The 22,684-nt window shown below is 40.8% G+C and carries 21 protein-coding genes and 2 pseudogenes; 14 read left to right on the forward strand and 9 right to left on the reverse strand.

The genetic code is table 11. The features are described from left to right. The first annotated feature begins 178 nt into the window (after positions 1 to 178). Positions 179 to 1,423: an MFS transporter gene (locus HGD77_RS04175; protein ID WP_004730402.1), complete on the forward strand. Its 1,245-nt coding sequence runs from the start codon at positions 179 to 181 to the stop codon at positions 1,421 to 1,423. Between the two features lie 25 nt (positions 1,424 to 1,448). Here the strand turns inward: HGD77_RS04175 and HGD77_RS04180 are convergent, their stop codons facing one another. Continuing rightward, the gene (locus HGD77_RS04180; protein WP_004730400.1) at positions 1,449 to 2,882 is read right to left on the reverse strand and encodes a trehalose-6-phosphate synthase; all 1,434 of its coding nucleotides are present in this window, start codon (positions 2,880 to 2,882) and stop codon (positions 1,449 to 1,451) included. Next, entirely contained in the window at positions 2,839 to 3,720 is an 882-nt protein-coding gene (otsB, locus tag HGD77_RS04185; RefSeq protein ID WP_004730399.1) for a trehalose-phosphatase, read from the reverse strand. Before otsB ends, HGD77_RS04180 begins: the two co-directional genes overlap by 44 nt. A 748-nt stretch (positions 3,721 to 4,468) precedes the next feature. Here otsB and HGD77_RS04190 point away from each other — a divergent pair. Then, a complete protein-coding gene (locus tag HGD77_RS04190; protein ID WP_000743272.1) occupies positions 4,469 to 5,401 on the forward strand; it encodes an IS5-like element IS17 family transposase in 933 nt (310 codons plus the stop codon). Positions 5,402 to 5,440: 39 nt separating this feature from the next. After that, entirely contained in the window at positions 5,441 to 6,238 is a 798-nt protein-coding gene (locus HGD77_RS16940) for an AAA family ATPase (RefSeq protein WP_228761460.1), read from the forward strand. On the opposite strand, the pseudogene HGD77_RS04200 reads toward HGD77_RS16940, so the two are convergent. Together HGD77_RS04200 and HGD77_RS04205 are read right to left on the reverse strand one after the other, a co-directional pair. Beyond that, positions 6,181 to 6,483, reverse strand: a pseudogene (locus tag HGD77_RS04200) (transposase family protein); the annotation flags it as partial. The gene HGD77_RS16940 and the pseudogene HGD77_RS04200 sit on opposite strands and share 58 nt — an antisense overlap. Before the next feature lie 37 nt (positions 6,484 to 6,520). Then, on the reverse strand, positions 6,521 to 6,925 hold the full coding sequence (locus HGD77_RS04205; protein ID WP_005103592.1) for a transposase family protein: 405 nt from the start codon (positions 6,923 to 6,925) through the stop codon (positions 6,521 to 6,523). Positions 6,926 to 7,061: 136 nt separating this feature from the next. Between HGD77_RS04205 and HGD77_RS04210 the strand changes: the two genes are divergently transcribed. After that, positions 7,062 to 7,520: a hypothetical protein gene (locus HGD77_RS04210; protein ID WP_138743026.1), complete on the forward strand. Its 459-nt coding sequence runs from the start codon at positions 7,062 to 7,064 to the stop codon at positions 7,518 to 7,520. 46 nt (positions 7,521 to 7,566) lie between these two features. Here HGD77_RS04210 and gatB read toward each other — a convergent pair whose 3' ends face one another. From gatB to gatC, 3 genes are read right to left on the reverse strand one after another with little or no spacing between them, the layout of a single operon-like run. After that, entirely contained in the window at positions 7,567 to 9,048 is a 1,482-nt protein-coding gene (gatB, locus tag HGD77_RS04215) for an Asp-tRNA(Asn)/Glu-tRNA(Gln) amidotransferase subunit GatB (RefSeq protein WP_004730380.1), read from the reverse strand. Next, the gene (gene gatA, locus HGD77_RS04220; protein WP_004730378.1) at positions 9,048 to 10,526 is read right to left on the reverse strand and encodes an Asp-tRNA(Asn)/Glu-tRNA(Gln) amidotransferase subunit GatA; all 1,479 of its coding nucleotides are present in this window, start codon (positions 10,524 to 10,526) and stop codon (positions 9,048 to 9,050) included. The genes gatB and gatA overlap by 1 nt, the downstream gene beginning before the upstream one ends. Positions 10,527 to 10,578: 52 nt before the next feature. Then, positions 10,579 to 10,893 (reverse strand): Asp-tRNA(Asn)/Glu-tRNA(Gln) amidotransferase subunit GatC, encoded by a 315-nt coding sequence (gatC, locus tag HGD77_RS04225; RefSeq protein WP_004279359.1) that lies wholly within the window; start codon positions 10,891 to 10,893, stop codon positions 10,579 to 10,581. A 132-nt stretch (positions 10,894 to 11,025) separates the two neighbouring features. On the opposite strand from gatC, the gene HGD77_RS04230 reads away from it, so the two are divergent. The 8 genes and pseudogenes from HGD77_RS04230 (at position 11,026) to HGD77_RS04265 (ending at position 17,794) form a co-directional block, all read left to right on the forward strand. After that, complete coding sequence (locus HGD77_RS04230; RefSeq protein ID WP_004279360.1) at positions 11,026 to 12,072, forward strand: rod shape-determining protein; 1,047 nt, start codon at positions 11,026 to 11,028, stop codon at positions 12,070 to 12,072. Positions 12,073 to 12,088: 16 nt separating this feature from the next. Further along, complete coding sequence (gene mreC / locus HGD77_RS04235; RefSeq protein ID WP_004279362.1) at positions 12,089 to 12,946, forward strand: rod shape-determining protein MreC; 858 nt, start codon at positions 12,089 to 12,091, stop codon at positions 12,944 to 12,946. After that, positions 12,933 to 13,424 carry a rod shape-determining protein MreD gene (mreD, locus tag HGD77_RS04240; protein WP_004279364.1) on the forward strand — a complete coding sequence of 164 codons (492 nt, stop codon included), beginning with the start codon at positions 12,933 to 12,935 and terminating at the stop codon, positions 13,422 to 13,424. Before mreC ends, mreD begins: the two co-directional genes overlap by 14 nt. After that, positions 13,412 to 13,978, forward strand: coding sequence for a Maf-like protein (locus HGD77_RS04245; protein WP_085064472.1), 567 nt, complete (start codon positions 13,412 to 13,414; stop codon positions 13,976 to 13,978). Before mreD ends, HGD77_RS04245 begins: the two co-directional genes overlap by 13 nt. 38 nt (positions 13,979 to 14,016) lie before the next feature. Next, positions 14,017 to 15,471 (forward strand): ribonuclease G, encoded by a 1,455-nt coding sequence (gene rng / locus HGD77_RS04250; protein ID WP_138743027.1) that lies wholly within the window; start codon positions 14,017 to 14,019, stop codon positions 15,469 to 15,471. Between the two features lie 132 nt (positions 15,472 to 15,603). Next, the gene (locus HGD77_RS04255) at positions 15,604 to 15,777 is read left to right on the forward strand and encodes a PA1571 family protein (protein WP_005262425.1); all 174 of its coding nucleotides are present in this window, start codon (positions 15,604 to 15,606) and stop codon (positions 15,775 to 15,777) included. A gap of 159 nt (positions 15,778 to 15,936) precedes the next feature. Further along, positions 15,937 to 17,028: pseudogene (locus HGD77_RS04260) on the forward strand (IS4-like element ISAba33 family transposase). A 64-nt stretch (positions 17,029 to 17,092) separates the two neighbouring features. Further along, the gene (locus tag HGD77_RS04265) at positions 17,093 to 17,794 is read left to right on the forward strand and encodes an IS1 family transposase (RefSeq protein WP_004282344.1); all 702 of its coding nucleotides are present in this window, start codon (positions 17,093 to 17,095) and stop codon (positions 17,792 to 17,794) included. 177 nt (positions 17,795 to 17,971) lie between these two features. On the opposite strand, the gene HGD77_RS04270 is transcribed toward HGD77_RS04265, so the two are convergent. Further along, the gene (locus HGD77_RS04270; protein ID WP_114541186.1) at positions 17,972 to 19,354 is read right to left on the reverse strand and encodes a WS/DGAT/MGAT family O-acyltransferase; all 1,383 of its coding nucleotides are present in this window, start codon (positions 19,352 to 19,354) and stop codon (positions 17,972 to 17,974) included. Between the two features lie 472 nt (positions 19,355 to 19,826). On the opposite strand from HGD77_RS04270, the gene HGD77_RS04275 reads away from it, so the two are divergent. Next, positions 19,827 to 20,956 (forward strand): IS3 family transposase gene (locus HGD77_RS04275; RefSeq protein ID WP_089041187.1). Its coding sequence is split into 2 segments (ribosomal slippage): positions 19,827 to 20,079 and positions 20,079 to 20,956, totalling 1,131 coding nucleotides; the frame shifts between segments, so codons are not numbered across the junction. Positions 20,957 to 21,109: 153 nt separating this feature from the next. Here HGD77_RS04275 and HGD77_RS04280 read toward each other — a convergent pair. Then, positions 21,110 to 21,844, reverse strand: a complete 735-nt coding sequence (locus tag HGD77_RS04280) for a phosphoadenylyl-sulfate reductase (protein WP_004646224.1) — start codon at positions 21,842 to 21,844, stop codon at positions 21,110 to 21,112. Positions 21,845 to 22,047: 203 nt separating this feature from the next. Between HGD77_RS04280 and thrH the strand changes: the two genes are divergently transcribed. Then, positions 22,048 to 22,665 carry a bifunctional phosphoserine phosphatase/homoserine phosphotransferase ThrH gene (gene thrH, locus HGD77_RS04285; protein WP_138743399.1) on the forward strand — a complete coding sequence of 206 codons (618 nt, stop codon included), beginning with the start codon at positions 22,048 to 22,050 and terminating at the stop codon, positions 22,663 to 22,665. Positions 22,666 to 22,684 lie beyond the last annotated feature (19 nt).

Here is a 22,684-nt window from a genome sequence, read left to right on the forward strand (position 1 = left end):
TCAGATACTTGTAAAAAATCTTAAAATTAGTGTCTAAAAACTATTCCATTTAAATTTATTCTGTTTATAATTCACGCAAATTCAGCCCCGCAAACTTATACATTCTAGCTATAAGTCTGTAGGGTTTTTCTATGGATGATCGGTAATGGATGCCTGAGCCTTCTTTTTTGGTAATACAATGTTCAATCAAACACTGCTTTCTCGAATTCAGTCTCCATCACCATATCTATGGCAGAAAATAGCGACTGCGTTGTGCTTCTTTAGCTTAGGCTTTAGTACTGCGGCTTGGGCACCCTTAATTCCATATGCACAGCAGCGCCTGTTATTAAATCATGCTGATTTTGGCCTGTTATTGCTGTGTGCCGGGATTGGTTCAATGTTGGCGATGCCACTGGCCGGCCGACTGGCCAATGCCTTAGGTTGCCGTACTGTTTTAGCCGTAATTCTCAGTGCATTTTTGTTCATTCTGCCTGCTCTGGCTTATAGTCCGAATCATTTAATGATGGCCATCAGCCTGTTTTTCTTTGGTGCCAGTGCCGGGGCTTTGGGCGTGACTGTCAATATTCAGGCTGCACAGATTGAGAAAAAACTCGGTAAAAGTTTAATGTCAGGTTTTCATGGAGTGTGTAGTTTAGGTGGTCTAGCAGGCGTACTGGGCATGACCATGTTAATGGGATTCGGCTTGGCGCCTTTAACTGGTGCGGTGATTGTCAGTGTGATTTTGCTGCTTATTGCCTTATTTGCTGTTCCTTTGAGCTTGGGTGCTGAGCCAAAAACGGCGGTAGAAGAAACATCATCAGAACAGTCGGTGAAAAAAGCAGCGCCGACCTGGGCGATTTTAGGCATTGGTCTGATCTGTTTTGTGGCTTTTCTGTCAGAAGGTGCCGCTATGGACTGGAGTGGTATTTATCTTGCTACTGAGTTCAGCCTGCCTGCGGCGCAAACCGGTTTGGCTTATAGTTTCTTTGCGGGTTTGATGGTGTTGGGACGCTTTAGTGGACACCTGATTATTCAGCAGTTTGGTGAAAAAAATACGATTCTGTTAAGCGCACTCTTGGCTGCAACCGGTTTATTAACCGTAGTCTTTGCACCAGTCTGGCAAGTAGTGTTGGTGGGTTATGCGATTTTAGGTTTAGGTAGTGCCAACATTGTACCGTTAATGTTTTCCCGTGCAGGACGTCAAAAAACTTTGGCTTCACATGTGGCATTGTCTTATGTATCGGTATTTGCTTATACAGGTTCATTAATTGGACCGGCATTGGTCGGCTTCGGCAGTGAAATCATCGGATTGAGCTTAGTATTTAGCGTCATTGCGATTGGTCTATTGAGTATTGTGATTTTGAATCATCTCACTGCAGACCCAAACGAAGTACAACAAAGCGAAGAGATTGTGGCTCCTCTTCAAAACGAAACACCAGCTTAATGCTGGTGTTTTTTTACTTAAAAATTTAGGCATGTACACTGAACTGGTTTGAAGCTCCTGCAGCCACGGGACGATAGATCCGCAAGCTTTGTGAGTTTTTCAGGTCAGTGATAAACTGATCACGCCAGCGAATAATATCGAAATTTTTCAAGCCTTGGCTTAAATAACGATAGCGCTCTAAACGTTCTGATTTAGACATACGTAGCGCTTTCTTCAAGGCTTTGGCCATACTGTCATGCTCATAAGGATCGACCAGTAAGGCTTCTTTCATTTGTTCAGCAGCACCGGCATATTTAGATAGAATCAAGACACCCGGATCTAAAGGATCCTGTGCAGCAATATATTCCTTGGCGACCAGATTCATACCATCCCGGATCGAATTTATCCAGCAAATATCTGCCTTACGATACAGTTGCATCAAGGCCTCATGGCCCAAAGTATCATAGCTGCAATCGAAGGGTAACCAGTCCGCTGTGCCATGCTGGCTATTGAGTTCATGCACAGCAGCTTTAAATTGCGTATACAGGTTCTTATAGGTCTTTACATCCAGTCGGCATGGACAGGCAATTTGTAATTGCTGGAATTGATTTTTAAACTCCGGTTGATCTTCTAACAAGCTCTGCAACGATCCGATTTTTTCCAATAAGCCTTTACTATAATCAATCCGGTCAACTGAAATGATGGTTTTATAAGGCTGCACTGTATCCAGATCAAAGGGAAGCTTTTCCAGATGGGTATCTGAGGCCTGATTCTGTAGTTGCACAGGATGCACACCAATCGGATAGCATTTCACATGAATCTTTCGAGATTGATAATTCAGGATTTCATTGTGACGATGCTGCACTTTTAAGGTCTGTTCAAGGAAATTTAAACAGTTTTCCTGATCGCGAGAGGTCTGCAAACCCAGTACATCGTAGTTGGCCAAATGATGTGCCAGATCGCGATGGGCGGGTAAAGTCTGCCAGAGCCTTAGTTCAGGAAAGGGGATATGCAGGAAAAAGCCAATACGGTTACGCATGCCCAGTTTACGGCAATAATGCGCCACGCTTAAAAAATGATAATCATGGATCCAGATAATGTCATATGGAGATGCCACCTGTTTCAGGTGCTTGGCAAAACGCAAATTGACATCCTGATAGATCTTAAAATCCTGCGGCTGATAATCTACAAGTTGATGCTGGTCGTGCATCAGCGGCCACAATGCATTGTTGGCAAAACCACAATAAAAGCCTTGATATTGGGATTCAGTCAATGGACTCGTGTGATATTCAACATTTTGATGCTTCAGGATTTGAAACTTCTGCTCTTTCGTCTGGTCAACTCGGGATCCATTCCAGCCAACCCAGATACCGCCTATATCCTGCAAAGCATCCTGCAATGCCACCGCTAATCCACCTGCCTGTGTATTGTCTGACTTAGGTAGATTTACACGATTTGATAACACTATGAGTTTCGACATGTAATTTCTCCAATAATAATTGTTGTTGTGCTTTCAGTATTTCTAAAAATTCTGCTAGAAAAGCCTGTACTTGAGTCACGTTTTCGAGGCGATGTTGTGCCACGGTGTTGCCTGTACCGACTTTGATAGAGCAGCCTTTGAATGTGTTGATGACTTGAAAACCGGCTTCGTCGGTCAGGTCATCTCCGATAAAAATGGGGTAATGATCACTTAAGTGATATTGCTGAATGATTTGCTGGATGGCTGAACCTTTATTTGCCCCTTTGGGCACCAGTTCGAATACAAACTTTCCAGCCTTAAGTTCAAAATCCTGAAAATGAGTAAGACAATTCAAGGCAAATGCATGCACTTGATGCTCTAAATAGGGATGTTCACGAAAATGCAGGGCGACTGAATAGTCTTTAATTTCTATTCGAGTCTGAGGAATATTATTACTATGTTCTGTAATATAATTTTTTAATAATTCAAACTGTTCAGGATTTAAATCAATTAACTTGCTTAAACGCGATTGATAGCTTAATTCCAGACCGTGAGAACCGGCAATATTCCAGTCAAATGGATAAATAAGTTTTTGGGCTTGTGTAATTGAGCGACCGGTCACTAATATTAGCTGAATATATTGTTGTAACTCTTTTAAGGTATTTAAGGTTCCGCTCTTAATTATACTTTTTGCTGGATCTGGGTGGAATTCAGAAATGGTTCCATCAATATCAAGAAATAAAACAAGTTTGTGAGAATAAATAATAGGTTTGAGCTGATTTAAAATCACTTGAGGTAATATATAAGAAGATGTAGCAAGTGAATCTTCTAGGTCTTGATCTTCTTTTAGAGTCGACATAAATACTACCTAAGCCTCTGAATTTAAATTGATTTAAAAGTTAGAATTACCTGAATGGTCATTGCTTTGATTAAATTTATAACATATTTCATTTAACAGACTGGCTTTAAGTGCAGAAACGAAACACTTTTAACAAGTACAGTTACTTTGTAAGATTTAGAAATATTTTGGTAGAAATCCAGTATTGTTAATAAATTTTAAAAATAAATTATGAGGATTTTATATTTTAAGATTTTCTTGGATTGATTGTTTTTCAGGATTTTACATAATAAGATTTATTATTTAATCTTTATTTTTGAATATGTATTTTTTAATTAATTTTTTAGAATATAGTATTTATTATTAATTTATTTTTTTATTTTTAAATATATGAGGGAGATGTAATTTTGAGATCTTTTTAAATAGAATAATCTAAATAAATTTATAAATCAGGTATATATAATTAAAATATTTAACTTAAGTTTATGAAAATTAATAATTTTTAAAATTGGCTAAGCTGTCTTAAAAGAAAAAATACTAATATTGGCTAGAGGGAAATTTCGTATTATCAAATTTTCTTGGGACCAATTGCAGAGCTATACAATTTAAACAGCCTCTTAATTTAGCATCTCAGATTATTTTTTAATTCTTATTGATAAATTTTATCAGAGGATAAAAAATCGAAGAAAGATGAACGCCAGTTCTATGACTAAACGGCTTTGTTGCACAAACCTATCTGTAAAGGCTTTTTCAGCGATATAATTTTCAAATGAAGAAGCCTACACACAAAATCTACCGCACAACCAATTGGCCCGCATATAACCGAGCACTCATGAGTCGCGGAAATATTGCCATTTGGTTTGATCCTGCTACGCAATGGTATGCTCCATCAAAAGGCAAACAAGGGCGAAATCAAACCTACTCCGACGCAGCTATCCAATGCTGCTTAATGATTAAATCCTTATTCCGTCTATCTTTACGTATGGTTACTGGCTTTGTGCAAAGTCTGATTAAACTTTGCGGATTAAATTGGACCGCACCAGATTACAGTACGCTTTGTAGAAGACAAAAGCATATTGATATTGCAATCAGCTACCAAAAAAGTAGCGATGGGCTGCATCTACTCGTAGACTCTACAGGCATGAAGTTTCTAGGTGAGGGCGAATGGAAACGCAAGAAACATGGAGCTGAATATCGTCGCCAATGGCGTAAACTACATATTGGTATAGATGCCAAAACCCTACAAATACGCGCTATTCAGCTCACAACCAATAATGTCAGTGATTCACAGGTGCTTGGTGATTTACTTAATCAGATTCCACAAGATGAGCAGATTGACTCTGTTTATACCGATGGAGCTTATGACACCAAGCAATGCCGTCAGGTCATTGCAGATCGGCAAGCACATGCGGTGATTCCACCTAGAAAAAATGCGAAACCATGGAAAGATACAAAGAGTAGCTCGCTAGAGCGAAATGAATTACTTCGAACAGTTAAACGTTTAGGCAGGACATTATGGAAAAAATGGTCAGGCTATCATCGGCGCAGTTTGGTGGAAACCAAGATGCATTGCATCAAATTATTAGGCGATAAATTAATGGCAAGAAGCTTTCCTAGTCAGGTGAATGAAATTCATGCACGTGTAGCAGTCCTCAACAGATTTACGGAATTAGGTCGACCACTTACCCAAGTTACGCCTTAAATTTGGCTCAATTAGGGGCGCTTTGCATTTCAAATCTTTGTGCAACAAAGCCATGTGAAAGTAAAAGATAATTCATCTATTGCTATAACTAAATTAAGTTCAGGAGAAAAACAAAAAGCAATTTTAGACATTGCTAATAGCTTATTGAAGAAAAATAATGATAATAATTCAGAGAAGTATATTATTTTTGGATTCGATGAGCCTGAATCATCTCTGCATATTTCTGCTTGTTTTGATATGTTTCAGGATTTGTATGAAACAACACATTATTGCTCTCAGGTTCTATTTACGACGCATTGGTATGGATATATCCCATCAGTTGTTGATGGAAATACTGTAATCCTTACTCGTGATAGTCAGGATAATCATGCCTTTGATTTTATCAATATCGAAAAATATCGTGAAGATACAAAAATTTTAAAGGATATTTCTCAAAATAAATTGCCTATTAATATTCAGCTTAAAAGCATTAATGATTTAGTACAGGCAATTATTTATGGGAGTATGAGTGAAAATCCTTTTAACTGGCTAATTTGTGAAGGTTCATCTGAAAAAATTTATTTGTCATATTTTTTAGATGATCTTATTGATGATAAGAGATTACGAATTTTACCTGTAGGTGGATATAGTGAAGTTAAAAAATTGTATAACCATCTTTCAATAGACTTCCTTCATAAATCATTTTTCAATCAATTTAATTGTTTATCTTTCACCCAATCTAAATTGTATATGCCAGCAAGTAAATTAAACCGCAGGTTTAATCTTTTACGACGATTTCTATATACACAAGATAAAATCTTAAAACATTTCATCCTTCCAAATACATGCTCTACTTGAATTCGTCTACGACCAATCTCTGTATTTAACTTTTTTAATTCAGAATCTAATTTTTCAGTTTTCTTTGCTTTAGATGGCATGAGGTATCCAAAACCCAATTTTTTTATCCCTAAATACCCCTTATCAACGATAAAAAAGGGCTTAAATTTTAATTTCCTCATACTTTTTTTAAATATTTTAAAATCATGCATGCTTCCATGACTTCCACATACACTCAGTATTTCACCTGTTGTATAGTGCATAGATAGCTGAAATTTAAAGGTATGTCGCTTTTTTTTACCGCTATACCATTTCTTCTGTTTTTTTTGGACGTTGAACTAATATTTCAGTGGCATCAATCACAACAACTTCCCAATCCACTTCATCTCGATTAGGAAGTTGTTTTGGCAAGTTGAATTTTCCAGAACGGATTAAGGTATCTTCAATAACACGTGTGATACGAATTGCACTCGTTTCAGATACACCGTAACTTATACCAAGATGGAAAAATGTTCGATATTCTCTCCAATATTCTATACATAAGAGCAAACGATCTTCTAACGGTAATTTATGCGGTCGTCCTTTACCAATATGACGAGGTAACTGCTTATTTAGCTCGGCCAACATCAGGTTAAATGTAGCCCAACTAACACCGGTAAGCCTACGAAACTTAACGTCTGATAATTTTTGAATATCTTTGAATTTCATCCAAGGATTATCCATTGAATTAAATAATTTTGCTGATTAATTTAAGATCAAATAAATTGTACGTTTTTTGATTTATGACGGAAGTCTAATAGCTTTTGACGACTTTAAAACTGAAATGAAGGGTAAATTTTTTTTATTGTGCGATACAGATGATAAATTGGAAGCTAATACTAATCATATCAAAAATGATGCTCAACATCCTAAGTTAAAATATCGACGTTTAATTATTAATGAAAATAATGAGTCTGCTGATTTAGTAGAGGTTAATTCTACAGTCGCTTCGAAATCAACAGTCCTCGAAGATGTTTTAAATGGAATTACATTTATTGATACACTTGATGATTTAAGACAAGAATATCCTGAATTGGATAAAATTATTAGTGAATCTAATAGAGTAGATATGGTACAACATAACTATTACCCATCTTCATTATCATTAAAGCTTTCTGTTCCAGAAAATAGGGAACTTAAGAGTTTTTTCAAAAAACATAGTAATCATATGAAGGTGATATTTGCACTTAAATATCTTCAAAATGTAAAGAATAAAGAAGAAATACCTTGGGTGAATGAAATTAGAAACTTCTTTAATGCCTAAAAGAAAACCCGCTCTAAAGCGGGTTTTCTTTTAAAGAAAGATCAGATTAACCAATCAATTTCTTCATCAATTCATTTACTTGAGCAGGGTTCGCTTTACCCTTAGACGCTTTCATCACTTGACCAACTAGACCGTTGAACGCTTTCTCTTTACCAGACTTGTATTCTTCAACCATCTTCTCGTTGGCAGCAAGCACTTCCTTAATAATCGCTTCAATCGCACCTGTATCAGTTTCCTGTTTCAAGCCTTTTTCCGCAATAATTTCGTCCGCAGTTTTGCCTTCGTCCCACATAAAGCCGAACACTTGTTTTGCAATCTTGCCGCTAATGGTGTTGTCGACAATACGCGCGATCATGCCGCCAAGTTTTTCACTCGACACAGGAGAGTCAGCAAGGTCTAAGCCGGCTTTATTTAAAGCACCAGAGAATTCGCCCATTACCCAGTTTGCCGCAATCTTACCTTGTGCAGCACCGCCAGCAGCTTTAACAACATCTTCATAAAACTCTGACATTTCACGAGTCAATGTAAGAACGTGAGCATCGTACTCAGTCACACCAAAGTCCGCCACGAAACGCGCACGACGTGCAGCAGGCAACTCAGGCATGGTCGCTTTAATCGCTTCGATTTGCTCATCTGCAATTACTACAGGCAACAAGTCAGGGTCTGGGAAGTAGCGGTAATCGTTGGCTTCTTCTTTTGAACGCATAGAACGCGTTTCCATCTTTACAGGGTCGAACAGACGCGTTTCCTGATCAATGGTGCCATCCCAGTCCAGAATTTCCATTTGACGTTCAATTTCAACATTGATCGCTTGTTCAATGAAACGGAATGAGTTCAGGTTTTTCAATTCACAACGTGTACCAAACGGTTGACCCGGACGACGTAACGACACGTTACAGTCACAACGGAACGAACCCTCCGCCATGTTACCGTCAGAAATACCTAACCAGCGCACTAAAGTGTGAATTGCCTTGATATAAGCAACCGCTTCTTCAACCGAACGCATATCCGGTTCAGAAACGATTTCAAGCAGCGGCGTACCAGCACGGTTCAAGTCGATGCCTGACATACCTTCGAACTGATCATGAATCGATTTACCCGCATCTTCTTCGAGATGCGCACGGGTTACGCCAATGCGTTTAACCGTGCCATCTTCAAGCTGGATGTCGATATGACCCAAGCCCACAATCGGGTTGTCCATCTGGCTGATCTGATAGCCTTTTGGAGAGTCCGGATAGAAGTAGTTTTTACGCGCAAATACAGACGCCTGATCGATGTAAGCATCGATGCCCAAACCAAAGCGAATCGCAAGATCAACCACTTCTTTGTTTAATACCGGTAATACGCCCGGCATAGCCAAATCAACCAGGCTGGCTTGCGTGTTTGGATCATTACCGAAAACAGTCGATGAACCTGAAAAAATTTTGGTATTGGTGGCAAGCTGAGTGTGAATCTCGATACCAATAACGACTTCCCAACCATCAATCAGGTTGGATTTTGGTTTAGCCGATTTTTGAGCTTGAGCCATTATGCGTTCTCCTCAGCAATTGCAGCGCGTTTTGTATGCCAATCGGTGGCCTGTTGATACTGGTGTACCACAGACAACAATTGAGATTCTGACCAGTAATTACCAATCAGCTGTAAGCCAACTGGCAAGTTGTTCTGGTCAAAACCAACAGGCGCGTTAATCGCAGGAAGACCTGCCAGGTTTACTGCAAGCGTGTAAATATCGCCCAGGTACATTTCAACCGGAGTTAAATCCGCACCAATTTTATAGGCAGTCGTTGGCGCAGAAGGTGCTGCGATGACATCGACAGATTCAAATGCTTTAAGGAAATCTTGTTGGATCAGGCGACGTACTTTCTGTGCTTTTACATAGTAAGCATCGTAATAACCTGCAGACAGAGCATAAGTACCAATCAGGATACGGCGTTGTACTTCTGCACCAAAACCTTCTGAACGTGAACGTTTGTACAGGTCCATCAGGTCCACCGGGTTTTCTGCGCGGTAGCCATAACGCACGCCGTCATAACGTGACAGATTCGAAGAGGCTTCAGCTGGCGCGATCAGGTAGTAAGTCAGCACATAGCTTTCAGTCATGTTGAGATCAATCTCAACCAGAATCGCGCCCATGTCTTCCAGTTTTTTTAAGGATTCTTCAACGCGTGCTTTGACTTCAGCATCTAAACCAGCAACATTAAAATATTGCTTTGGAATACCAATGCGTAAGCCTTTTACTGAGGTAGCGTTCAAGTTCGCGACATAGTTATCTACCGCTTGATCCATTGAGGTTGAATCTTTGGCATCATGGCCGGCTATCACATTCATCAGGTAAGCACAGTCTTCTGCCGAACGCGCCATCGGACCGCCTTGGTCTAGGGATGAGGCATAAGCAATCATACCGAAACGCGATACACGGCCATAGGTCGGTTTAAGGCCGGTCAGACCACAGAATGACGCAGGTTGACGGATAGAACCACCGGTATCTGTACCGGTAGCAAACGGTGCTAAATCCGCTGCCACAGCTGCTGCAGAGCCACCAGAAGAGCCGCCAGGGACATGACCCAAGTTCCAAGGGTTAGCCGTTGCGCCGTAATATGAGTTTTCAGAGGTCGAACCCATCGCGAATTCGTCCATGTTCACTTTACCCAAAGTGACCAAGCCCGCAGCTTTACCTTTCGCTACAACGGTCGCGTCGTAAGGAGAGATAAAATTGTCCAGCATTTTTGAACCGGCAGTGGTCTTGATGCCTTGGGTACAGAAAATGTCTTTATGGGCAACTGGCACACCAGTCAGGGCAGAGGCATTGCCAGCTTTGATTGCAGCATCGGCAGCATCAGCTTGAGCTAATGCCTGTTCAGCAGTTACCGTCACATAAGCCTTGACCTGTGCATCAATTTTTGCGATGCGCTTTAAGTAGTGTTCAGTCAATTCGCGAGATGAAAACTGGGCATTTGCCAGACCTTCACTAAGTTCACGAATGGATAAGCGATGTAAATCTGTCATGAGAAATAATTCTTTACGTTTAATTTAATAAAAAGAATGAACTGGGTAATAATTACTCAATTACGCGTGGGACGAGATACAAACCGTCCTGTACAGCAGGTGCAACTGCTTGGTATTCCTCACGATGATTGCTTTCCGACACGACATCTTCACGTAAAGGCTGTGGGTGGTCGAAAGGGCTTTTCAGTGGTTCAACACCGTCGGTATTGATGCCTTTCAGGGTTTCCATCATGCCTAAAATTTTATTTAAACTTTGAGCATATTCAGCAGATTGCGTATCATTGAGAGATAACCTTGCAAGGTTGGCAATAGCTGAAACTGTTTCTGCACTTAAATCTGCAGAATGCTGTGCATCCGATGTAGACATAATATTACCTAATCAGTATTAAAAAAATTCAAATTATCATGCGTTATGATAAGCGATTGACTTGTCCAAATCATCACATTTAGTTAAAGTGGCGACCTTGCGTCCATATAAAGTTTAACTGAGAACGTCCCCGTGATTCTAAAACGACTAATAGGCTTGTTTTCGCCCGATCTTGCCATTGATTTAGGTACAGCAAATACACTTATTTATGCGCCAGGACGAGGCATTATATTAAATGAACCAACGGTTGTAGCCATCCGTCATAGTGGTTCACATAAAATTGTTGCGGCAGTCGGTCTTGAAGCGAAGCAAATGCTAGGTCGTACCCCAGCCAATATCTCAGCGATCCGTCCGATGAAAGATGGTGTGATTGCGGATTTTGAAGTCACTGAGACCATGCTGAATCAGTTTATTCGCAAAGTACATGAAAACCGTTTATTCACTCCGGCACCGCGTGTGGTGGTTTGCGTGCCATGTAAATCGACTCTGGTTGAGCGCCGTGCCATTCGTGAAGCCGTGTTTAATGCGGGCGCACGTGATGTACGTTTAATCGAAGAGCCAATGGCAGCAGCGATTGGTGCAGGGATGCCAGTCGAGCAGGCTTGTGGTTCGATGGTGGTTGATGTGGGCGGTGGTACTACTGAAATTGCGATTATCTCGCTGCAGGGTTGTGTTTATGCCGATTCTTTACGTATTGGCGGTGATGTCTTTGATGAGCAGATCATTAACTATGTGCGTAAAGCGCATGGCTGTGTGATCGGCGAAACCACTGCTGAAGTGATCAAAAAAGAAGTGGGTATGGCGTTGCCAGATGAAGGTGCTAAACCGCTTGAAATTGAAGTTCGTGGCCGTAACCTCGCAGAAGGTGTGCCTCGCGCAATCGTGGTTAATTCTGACGAAGTCACCCAAGCGATTTCTGATCCATTGCAAAACATCGTGTCTGCTGTGAAATCTGCGCTAGAACACACACCTCCTGAGCTTTCTTCGGACATCGCTGAACGCGGTATCGTGTTAACTGGTGGTGGTGCATTGCTACGTAACCTGGACAAGCTGCTTGCCAAAGAAACTGGCCTGCCGGTGGTGGTGGCAGAAGATCCACTATCATGCGTGACACGTGGTGGCGGCAAGGTACTCGAATTTTTCGACAACCCAAATCATGACATGTTATTCGTAGGCTAAGAAAAGGATCCGGCGGGTGCAAGCACATTTGTTTTCTCGACAACCGCCATCTTTTCGCTCTTTTATCATTGCATTGGTAACATGCCTGGTGGTGCTTTTCTTTGATTGGCGCATGCCGCATGTTGTTCAACCTGCAAGGGATGTCCTGTACGCTGCTTATAATCCTATTTATGCGGTGGCCAGCTATCCGGTATTGTCGCGAGAGTGGTTGAATCAACAAACCAAGTCTGAAGCTCAATTGCGTCGGGAAAATACCGCGATGCAGGCCGAGCTGTTACAGGCACAGGTACGCTTACAAAAAATCTCTGAACTTTCTGCTGAAAATACCCGTTTGCGCGGTCTATTGGACACGCCACTGATCATTGATGGACGTATTGAAATTGCCGAGGTGATTGGCACCGATGCCGATCCATTACGGCATATTATCGTGATCAACCGGGGTTCGAATAACGAGCTGAAAGTCGGGCAAACGGTACTGGATGACAAGGGTATCATGGGGCAGATTATCAATGTCTATCCGCATAGTAGCCGGGTCATGCTGTTGTCTGATAAGGAACATTCACTGTCAGTGCGCCTGGAACATACCGGTATGCGTGCCATTGTCTCGGGTACGGGTGATCTGGGGCGTTTAAAAATGGAATATGTACCGACCAGTGCTAACATCAAGGTTGGTGAAAAAGTCTATAGTTCGGGCTTGGGACAACATTTCCCGGCAGGTTATCTGGTAGGGCAGGTGTCTAAAGTACAACGGCATAATTCCGGTGAATTTGCCCAGATTGATGTCACGCCTGCAGCCCAACTGGCTGGTGGACATCATGTGGTGGTGTTATTTTCCGATTCATTAGCGATGGAGCAACCGCATGTCAATCGCTAAGATGAAATCCAGAAAGCATCGTGATCCTTTAATGGCCATCGTCATTTCGGTGATTGTGGCTTCTATTTTAATGGTCTATCCACTTTCCTATAATCTCTCGGGCTGGCGTCCGCTGTTTATGCTGATGATCATGCTTTTCTGGGTGCTGTGCCAGCCGACCTGGTGTGGGATCTGGTTTGCCTTTGGTACCGGTATTTTTATTGATCTACTGCTGGATGCACCTTTGGGTCTGAATGCGCTGAGCTTTATCATTATTGCCTTTTTAGCCCGCTTTCTAACCCGTGAGCGCCGTATCCTGACCTTTAATAATCTCTGGGTGATTATGGGGCTGGCGATTGTCGCGCATCTGCTAATGATCTTTTTTTCCCAGATTGTGGCTGGCGTGCAATTTTCTTATGCAAGGCACTGGATTCCGATGCTGACCAGTATTCTGGTTTGGCCTGCTATTTATTATGTGCTCAAAAAATGGCGCGTATAATTCTTGCTTCGAGCTCACCCCGGCGCCGCGAGTTGTTACAGCAACTCGGGCTGAGCTTCGATATTTACAGCCCAGAAATTGACGAATCGGTACAAGCAGGCGAGTCGGTCGCAGCCTATGTTGAACGTCTGGCACGAGCCAAAGCAGATGCCGTGGCTGAGTATTATCCAGATGCCATCATCATTGCTGCGGATACCAGTCTGGGGGTGGATCAGGAGATTCTGGGTAAGCCTGAATCCAAACAACATGCGATTGAAATGTGGACAAAAATCTCCGGTCGATGGCATGATGTCTATAGCGGTGTCTGTGTTCGTACAAAGCATGAAAAATACAGTATAGTGGTACGCACACAGGTCGAATTTCAAATCCTGAGCGCTGCAGATATGGAAAGTTACTGGGCCACAGGTGAGCCCTTGGGTAAAGCAGGGGCTTATGCAATTCAAGGAATTGCAGCACGTTATATTCCAAAAATACAGGGCAGTTATTCCAATGTGGTTGGCTTGCCCTTATATGAAACAGTACAGTTATTACAGACGGTTAAGGCACTAAATTAACTGCTGAAAAGAATTCTTATAATGTTTTGAGTGTAGTTATGTCTGACGAGTTGTTGATTAACGTCACGCCGATGGAATGTCGGGTTGCGTTAATTGAAAACGGCACGGTCAATGAACTGTTTGTCGAGCGTACGGCCAAGCGTGGTCTGGTAGGGAATGTCTATAAAGGAAAAGTGGTGCGGGTCTTACCCGGCATGCAGGCTGCTTTCGTGGATATCGGACTCTCTCGCACTGCGTTTTTGCATATCAATGATATGGTCTGGTCCCGCAATCAACCGACGCCGAATGTCTTTGAGCTACTTCAACCGGGACAAGTCCTCACGGTTCAGGTGATGAAGGATATGCTCGGTACCAAAGGCGCACGCCTGTCTACCGATCTCTCTATTCCTTCGCGTTATTTGGTGCTGATGCCATATGGCAATCATATCGGTGTATCGCAACGGATTGAATCCGAGGAAGAGCGCAATCGCTTGCGTTCGATCATTGAGCGGATTCAGGCAGAACATAAGCTGCCAGGTTCAGTGATTGTACGTACTGCGGCAGAAGGGATTGAAGAAGAAGCCATTGCACAGGATATGGCTTATCTGGCCAAGCTTTGGGAATATATCCAGCGCAAGCAAAAGATTATTGCAGTACCGTCTTTGATCTTTGAAGAATTGCCTTTGCCGCAACGGGTGATTCGTGATCTGGCCAATGAAGAAACTGCTAAAATTTACGTGGATTCACGTGAAATTCATGCCAAGCTGCAGGAATTTGTCGAAGAATTTGTCCCGAATATGAAAGACCGTTTGCTGCATTATCCGGGCGAGCGGCCAATTTTTGACTTGTATAATGTCGAAGAAGACCTGCAAAAGGCATTGCAAACTCGAGTCGCATTGAAGTCTGGCGGTTATCTGATGATTGACCAGACGGAAGCCATGGCCACAATTGATGTCAATACCGGTTCTTATGTTGGTGGACGTTCGCTGGAAGATACGGTTTTTAAAACCAATATGGAAGCGACGGATGTTATCGCGCGTCAGTTACGGCTGCGTAATCTCGGCGGCATTATTATCATCGACTTCATTGATATGCAGGAAGCGCAGCATCGTGAAGAAGTGATGAAACAGTTTGAGCGCATGTTAGAACGTGACCACGCCAAGACCAAGATTACTCAGGTATCAGAACTGGGCTTGGTGGAAATGACCCGGAAACGCACCCGTGAGTCGCTGGAACATCTGCTGTGCGAGTCTTGTCCGACCTGTCAAGGACGCGGTTATGTCAAAACAGCCGAGTCAGTATGTTACGAAATATTCAGGGAGATTCTGCGTTATGCTCGTGCTTATGAGTCACAGAGTGGCTTTACTGTCGTTGCGCATCCGGCTGTTATTGATCGTTTATTAACAGCAGAAGCGCCTGCAGTCGCTGATCTAGAACATTTCATTAATCGCGTGATTAAGTTCCAGGTGGAAAATCTGTATACGCAAGAGCAATACGATATCATTCTCAGCTGAAATTGTAACAGAATATCGTTAAACACTTGTTACATCTGAAATTTTACAATCGGGCCTTTATTTACAATACTAGATGCATGAATTAGCCAAAGCCGTTTCTCCCAGTTTCAGGCTTAGCAAAAGGAGTGTGTGATGAGTATGAGTAAAGCAGTAATCCATAAAGGCCTAAAACACGTATTAGAACCAAAGACTGTACATGCGGGATATATCGTCGATGAGCGCGGTAATGAAGTTCAGATTACCGCAACCATGATCCGTAACGTCTGTCATCAATTATTACAACAGTGCCGTACCATTAAAAGCTGATTGTATTTGTGTATTGTTTCTAACTTATCAAAAAATGATTTGGATAGATGTTTAAATCGAGAAGTCTTCCAAAAGTTCTAAAATAATTCTTTGTACACGACAAAAAAAGATAACTCATTGAAATAATGGCATAATACTTGTTTTCTGACGACGAATATGATGACACATTTCAATGAGTTACATCTCATCTTAAACAAATATCTAAAGTGGAACAAGTCACATGCAAAATGTTTTACACTGATTATGCTTGCAGTAATTGTAAAACAGACATGTAATCTTTCTTCTGCATCTAAAGCCTTACCCATCAAGTGCTTACCACAATCATTTTATCGACGTATACAACGCTTCTTTGCAGATCAGTATTTCGATTATCGTCAAATTTCTCAGTTAATTTTCAATATATTTTCATTCGATAAAGTCCAATTAACTTTGGATAGAACTAATTGGAAATGGGGAAAACGAGATATCAATATCTTGATGTTAGCCATCGTCTATCGTGGAATAGCGATACCTATTGTTTGGACATTGCTCAATAAACGTGGAAATTCAGATACAAAAGAGCGTATTGCTTTGATTCAACGCTTTATCTCCATTTTTGGTAAAGATCGTATTGTGAATGTGTTTGCAGACAGAGAATTTATCGGTGAGAAATGGTTTACATGGTTAATTGAAAATGACATTAACTTCTGTATACGTGTTAAAAAAACTTTATTGTGACCAATCACTTAGCCAAGAATCATAAAATTAGTGATTTATTTCGTCATCTTCAAGTTGGTCAAACTGAATGTCGTAAACGACGTATTTGGGTTGGTCGAGTGAAACTGTATATTAGTGCGCTACGATTAGAAGATGGAGAACTTTTACTTGTTGTTTCTCCTATGTTTAATGCTTCTGCTATTCGTGATTATGCATTACGCTGGGAAATCGAAACGTTATTTAGTTGTCTCAAAGGACGTGGATTCAATCTTGAAAATACTCGTTTAACAGACCCTAGACGAGTCAAGAAATTGATAGCAGTGCTAGCTATCGGTTTCTGTTGGTGCTATTTAACAGGTGAATGGCAACATGATCGGAAAAAAGCGATAAAAATAAAGAAGCATGGACGACTTTCAGTAAGTTTATTTCGCTACGGTTTGGACTATGTTCAAATGGTTATTCTACGTTTGATTGGTTTTGGAAAAAAAAGAAGAATTTAAGAAAGTGCTAGCAATTTTAAGAAAGAAAAAGCCTGATAGGACAAGGATCCTATGAAATTTGGTGGTGTATCAAAAAGTATGCTAAAAAAAAGCAGGTTGAATTTTGATAAAATAGAGAAATGCAAATAACTCTAGAAATCAAATGTCCAACCTGCCTCAGTGACAGTATAAAGAAAAATGGCATCAAAGTAGATGGGAAACAAAACTACCAATGCAAAGACTGCAAACGTCAGTTTATTGGTGACCATGCTCTGAGCTATCTAGGATGTAATTCTGGCATTACTCGTAAAATATTACAGTTAATGGTCAGAGGCAGCGGTATACGAGATATCGCTGAAGTTGAGCGCATTAGTATCGGTAAAGTCTTACGGACTTTAACTGAATCGGCCTATCAAATTCAGCCTAAACAAAGTCATTATGAATCTCTCGAAGTAGATGAATTCTGGACTTTTGTTGGAAATAAAAATAATAAACAATGGCTTATTTACGCCTACCATCGAGAAACAGGTGAGATTGTTGCTTATGTTTGGGGTAAGAGAGATTTAGCTACAGTCCAAAGGTTGAAGACAAAGCTTAAACAATTAGGTATTCACTACACCCGAATTGCAAGTGATCATTGGGACAGTTTCATCACTGCTTTTAAAAACTGCAAGCAAAGTATTGGTAAGTTTTTTACTGTAGGAATTGAAGGTAATAATTGCAAAATAAGGCATCGAATAAGGCGTGGTTTTAGAAGAAGTTGTAATTTCTCCAAAAAGCTTGAAAACCATTTTAAAGCCTTCGACTTAACCTTCTTTTACATCAATAATGGCTTCATTTAATGTCAGCATACTTTTTAAAACACCACCTGAAATTTGTCGTGTACAGAGAAAATAATTTAAAAAGATTTCAAAAAATAAAGCAAAGGGACCGGATCGGTCCCTTTATTCTGTGTTCAAGGACTGGCAAAAATGATCAGCACCTTTGGCAGTCCATCTATCTTATTTACTTATCCGCGGCTAGCTTACCGCCCGTAACTTTGGGACAGGTTCGCCATCTACAATAAGTTCAAAACGTTGAATTTCTTCTTCCAGATGTGTTAGCAAGTTCTGCATTTTCGGCAGGGCATTACGACATGCGGTCAAGCCGACTTCCAGTTTGTCTAGATAGCTGGTCATGGTGATATTTAGAGCCTGACCATCCAGTACGATAGAAGCCGGATAAAGTGCTTCAAGACGTGCACCATTCCAGTAAAGGGGCTCTTGTGGTCCAGGTACATTGGAAATAATCACGTTAAACGCCTGACGTGTCGGCATTAAACCGGAGGCAATGTTCAGACCCGCTGCACCATAGACAAAAGCACTATAGTTCAAGATTTGATTGGCATTCATACGTTTGAAGCGTTCTTTGGCACTCAGTACACTGCGGCGTACGATCTTGAGACGTTCCAGCGGATCTTCTTTATGTGTGCCCAAATTGGCCAGAATCATGGTAATACGGTTGGATACATCCGAGTCATCACTGCGAACCGAAGCTGGAACCATGGCAATTAACGGTTTTTTCGGTAAGGCATTTTGCGATAATAAATATTCACGTAATGCACCTGAACAAATGGCCAGTACGATATCATTAATGGTCACGCCCAATGCCTTAGAAATATGACGTAAACGTGAAAATTCGAAAGACTGGGCTGCAAAGCGACGTGAAGCACTGACGCGTTGATTCAGAATACTGCTTGGCGCCTGAAAGCTGGATACATAATCCGGATTGCGTCCCATATCTTTCATGACGGTTTGCGACAGTTCATAAGCAACTCGTGGCGCACATTCCAGTTGCCCCTTAATGGTCTGCAGGACATTTTTAAACCTGTTCACTTTAGGTGCTTTAAGGCGTTTGGCACGTGGGCCTTCCACACACCATGGCGGTACAATACTCTTGGCATTTGGATCATGTGAAAGCGACTTTTCTACCAGACGCATGCCAGCGATTCCATCCACCATAGCATGGTGAATTTTGAAATACATGGCAAAACGGTTTCCTTCAATGCCTTCAATAATATGACAGGTCCATAAAGGTTTGGCACGATCAATCAGGGCACTATGTTCTTGAGAAATATAGGTTAGCAATTCACGGATACGGCCCGGTTTTGGCAGGGCAATATGACGAAAATGATGATCTAAATCAAATTCTTGGTCTTCATCCCAAAACAGGCCGTTTAAATAATTGTTAAAAGGTGGGATTGGAGAGCATTTCGAATTTTGGATATCCGTGACTAGATCCTGAATAAAGGAAGCTGGCGCATTGTCGGGAATTTGGAATAAAAATAGTCCACCTACATGCATAGGCTGCTGCCGTTTCTCTAAAGTTAAGAAAATAAAATCAATTGGATGTAATGGACGCATAGCGTGGATTGCCTCACTGCACTCTCTATGGCTTTTTTGCTAAAAAGCCTTGTTAGAATTATTACTTTAGTTTTTAAAGTATATCTTTTTTAGCATATAAATGAACTGCTTTATCTTGCCTCAACTGTGAAAAAGTGGCTATTGACAAGAACAAAATATCTTCCTAAGTTTATGAAATGTGAAAATTTTAGTTTTAAAATAGATTTCTAAAAATAGTATTTTCTAGGCGAAGTGGAGTGTAACTTAATAATTATGTGTTATTAGAGAAATAGCATTGTGTTTAATTTCACATTTTATGCAAATAAATCAATGAGCTAAAATTTTATCAATTCTTTAATTAAAATAATATTATCCCGATAAAAGGTAATTTCTATCTTGTCACTATGATGTGGATCTATGATTTTAGACCACGTCTATAAGTGATAATCTACTCCCCAATAAGCATGGGAAATGCTTGTTTCTGGAGTCAACCATGACACGAAGAAAACGTCGTAATCACTCAGCAGATTTCAAAGCTAAAGTTGCTCTCGCAGCAATTAAAGGCGACCACACACTCGCTGAGCTTTCTACTCAATTCGATTTACATCAAAATCAAATCATTGATTGGAAAAATCAACTGCTTGAGCAATCGATCAATATTTTTTCACGACCAACAGCACAACAAGAACCAGAGATTGATCTTAAAGCTTTACATGCCAAGATAGGACATCAGGCATTGCAAATTGATTTTTTAGAAGGTGCACTCAGAAAAACAGGGCAACTGAGCGGCAAAAAATGATCGATAAGACCCATCAACTTTCGGTACGACAACAATCGCAATTGATTCAAATCAATCGCAGCACGTTGTATTACAAGCCCAAAGAGATTTCATCAACTGATTTGAGTTGGATGCGTCTAATCGATGAAATTCATCTCGACTACCCATTTATGGGCAGTCGAATGATACGAGATATGCTACAGCGTCAAGGACATCAAATAGGTCGGCGTAAAGTCCGACGTTTAATGCGCTTGATGGGAATACATGCCTTGTATCCAAAACCCAATACCAGTAAGCCTAATCTTGCACACCGTATTTTCCCATATCTGTTGAAAAACATGGTCATCGATCACTCTAATCAAGTCTGGTGTACAGATATCACGTACATTCCTATGGCTAAAGGCTTTGTCTATCTGTGTGCAATTATAGATTGGCATAGTCGTAAAGTACTGGCTCATCGAGTATCGATCAGTATGGAAACAGACTTTTGCATAGATGCGTTGCAAGAAGCAATTGTGAAATATGGTTGTCCAGAGGTGTTTAATACAGACCAAGGCAGTCAATTCACAAGCGAGGCATTTTTGAATGAGTTAAAATTGCGAAATATCCGTATCAGTATGGATGGGAAAGGACGATGGATGGATAATGTAATGATTGAGCGTTTATGGCGCAGCGTGAAGCATGAGGAAGTCTATTTGAAGGCTTACGATACGGTTAAACAAGCGAAACTATCAATTGCTGAATATTTGGATTTTTATAACATGATACGTCCTCATTCAAGTTTGAATAAGGCAACACCAAATGAATTTTATGATCAACATTTACTAAAAGTAATGGCAGCATAATTTAAATATTTAGAGCGGATTTATCACTTATAAAACTAGATTGAGTGGTCTAATTAACGGAACCACATCACTAAATGTAAAATTATCAATTAAAAAAGACTATCTTTATTAAAAAAATAGCCTTTCAATCAATAGGAGCGATAAAACTTAACTTTATTTTTTTAGATTGCCAGCATGTAAGCCACATTCTTTATGAGTGGCTTCTTCCCACCACCAGCGGCCTTCGCGTTCATGCTGATTTGGCAGCACAGGGCGAGTACAAGGTTCACAGCCAATTGAAACAAAACCTTTTTCATGCAAGGCATTATAAGGGACTTCCATCATACGGATATAACTCCAGACATCCGCGCTGGACCAGTTGGCTAGAGGATTGTACTTGATCAACTGCTTTCCCGGACCGGAAAAACCTGGATCGGCCTGAACCACAGGAATTTCATTGCGTGTACCCGGACTTTGGTCTTTGCGCTGACCGGTAATCCAGCCGTCCAGCGTGGCCAGTTTTTTACGTAGCGGTTGAACCTTGCGTATACCGCAACATTCCTGATGGCCATCTTCAAAGAAACTGAATAAACCTTTTGTCGTCACTAGATTTTGCACGTCTGCAGTTTCGGGGAAGCAGATTTCAATCTCGATATTATAATGCTTACGCACCCGCTCAATAAACTGATAGGTCTCTGCATGTAAACGTCCAGTATCCAGACTGAATACCCGGAATGGTTTACCCAGATGAGAGGCCATATCAATCAATACAACATCTTCAGCACCAGAAAATGAAATCGCAATTTCACCTTGCTGGCTCAGTGCAAGTGCCAAAATTTCATTGGGCGATTTATCAGCATATTCAGATGCAAGCGCATCAATACGATCAATAGTAGGAATGATGGTCATGAGAGTCCTGGCGATATAGGCTTGGAAAGGACATGGCCTATATTAGTTAATTTCACATCTATTTTAATAGAATTGATTTAATTGACTTATCACTAAAAAATAAATACTTATGAAAAAATAGATTTAAAAAAGTACAATGCAAAATCTGTTTCTTCAGCTATGATAGTGCAAAATTTTTTCAATACAACTCAGAGGGAATGTTCATGGAAGTCGTATGTCTAGATTTAGAAGGCGTGTTGGTTCCAGAAATCTGGATTAACTTTGCCAAAAAAACCGGTATTAAAGAGCTTGAAGCGACGACTCGTGACATTCCTGACTATGATGTACTGATGACCCAACGTCTGAATATTTTAAAACAGCATGATTTAGGCTTGAACGATATTCAGGATGTGATTGCAGAAATGGGCCCTTTCCCGGGTGCAAAAGAATTTGTGAAATGGGTGAGTACGCATTTTCAATTAATTATTCTTTCAGATACTTTCTATGAATTTGCACATCCACTCATGAAGCAACTGGATTGGCCAACTATTTTTTGTCATAAATTAGAAACTGATGAAAATGGCATGATTGCAGCGTACAAACTTCGTCAGCCGGACCAAAAACGTAAAGCCGTAAAAGCATTACATGGCTTGAACTTCCGTGTGATTGCAGCAGGAGATTCTTATAATGATACCACGATGCTAGGTGAAGCAGATCATGGTTTCCTATTTGATGCGCCTGAAAATGTGATTGCTGAATTCCCGCAATTCCCGCCAATTCGTGGTTATGATGCGTTAAAAGAAGCGATTCGTAATGCTTCAGTACGTGATATTCCGGCTTAATCTTTTAAGTACATTGGAA

Source organism: Acinetobacter sp. NEB149 (assembly GCF_012516415.1).
Taxonomy (GTDB): domain Bacteria; phylum Pseudomonadota; class Gammaproteobacteria; order Pseudomonadales; family Moraxellaceae; genus Acinetobacter; species Acinetobacter lwoffii_V.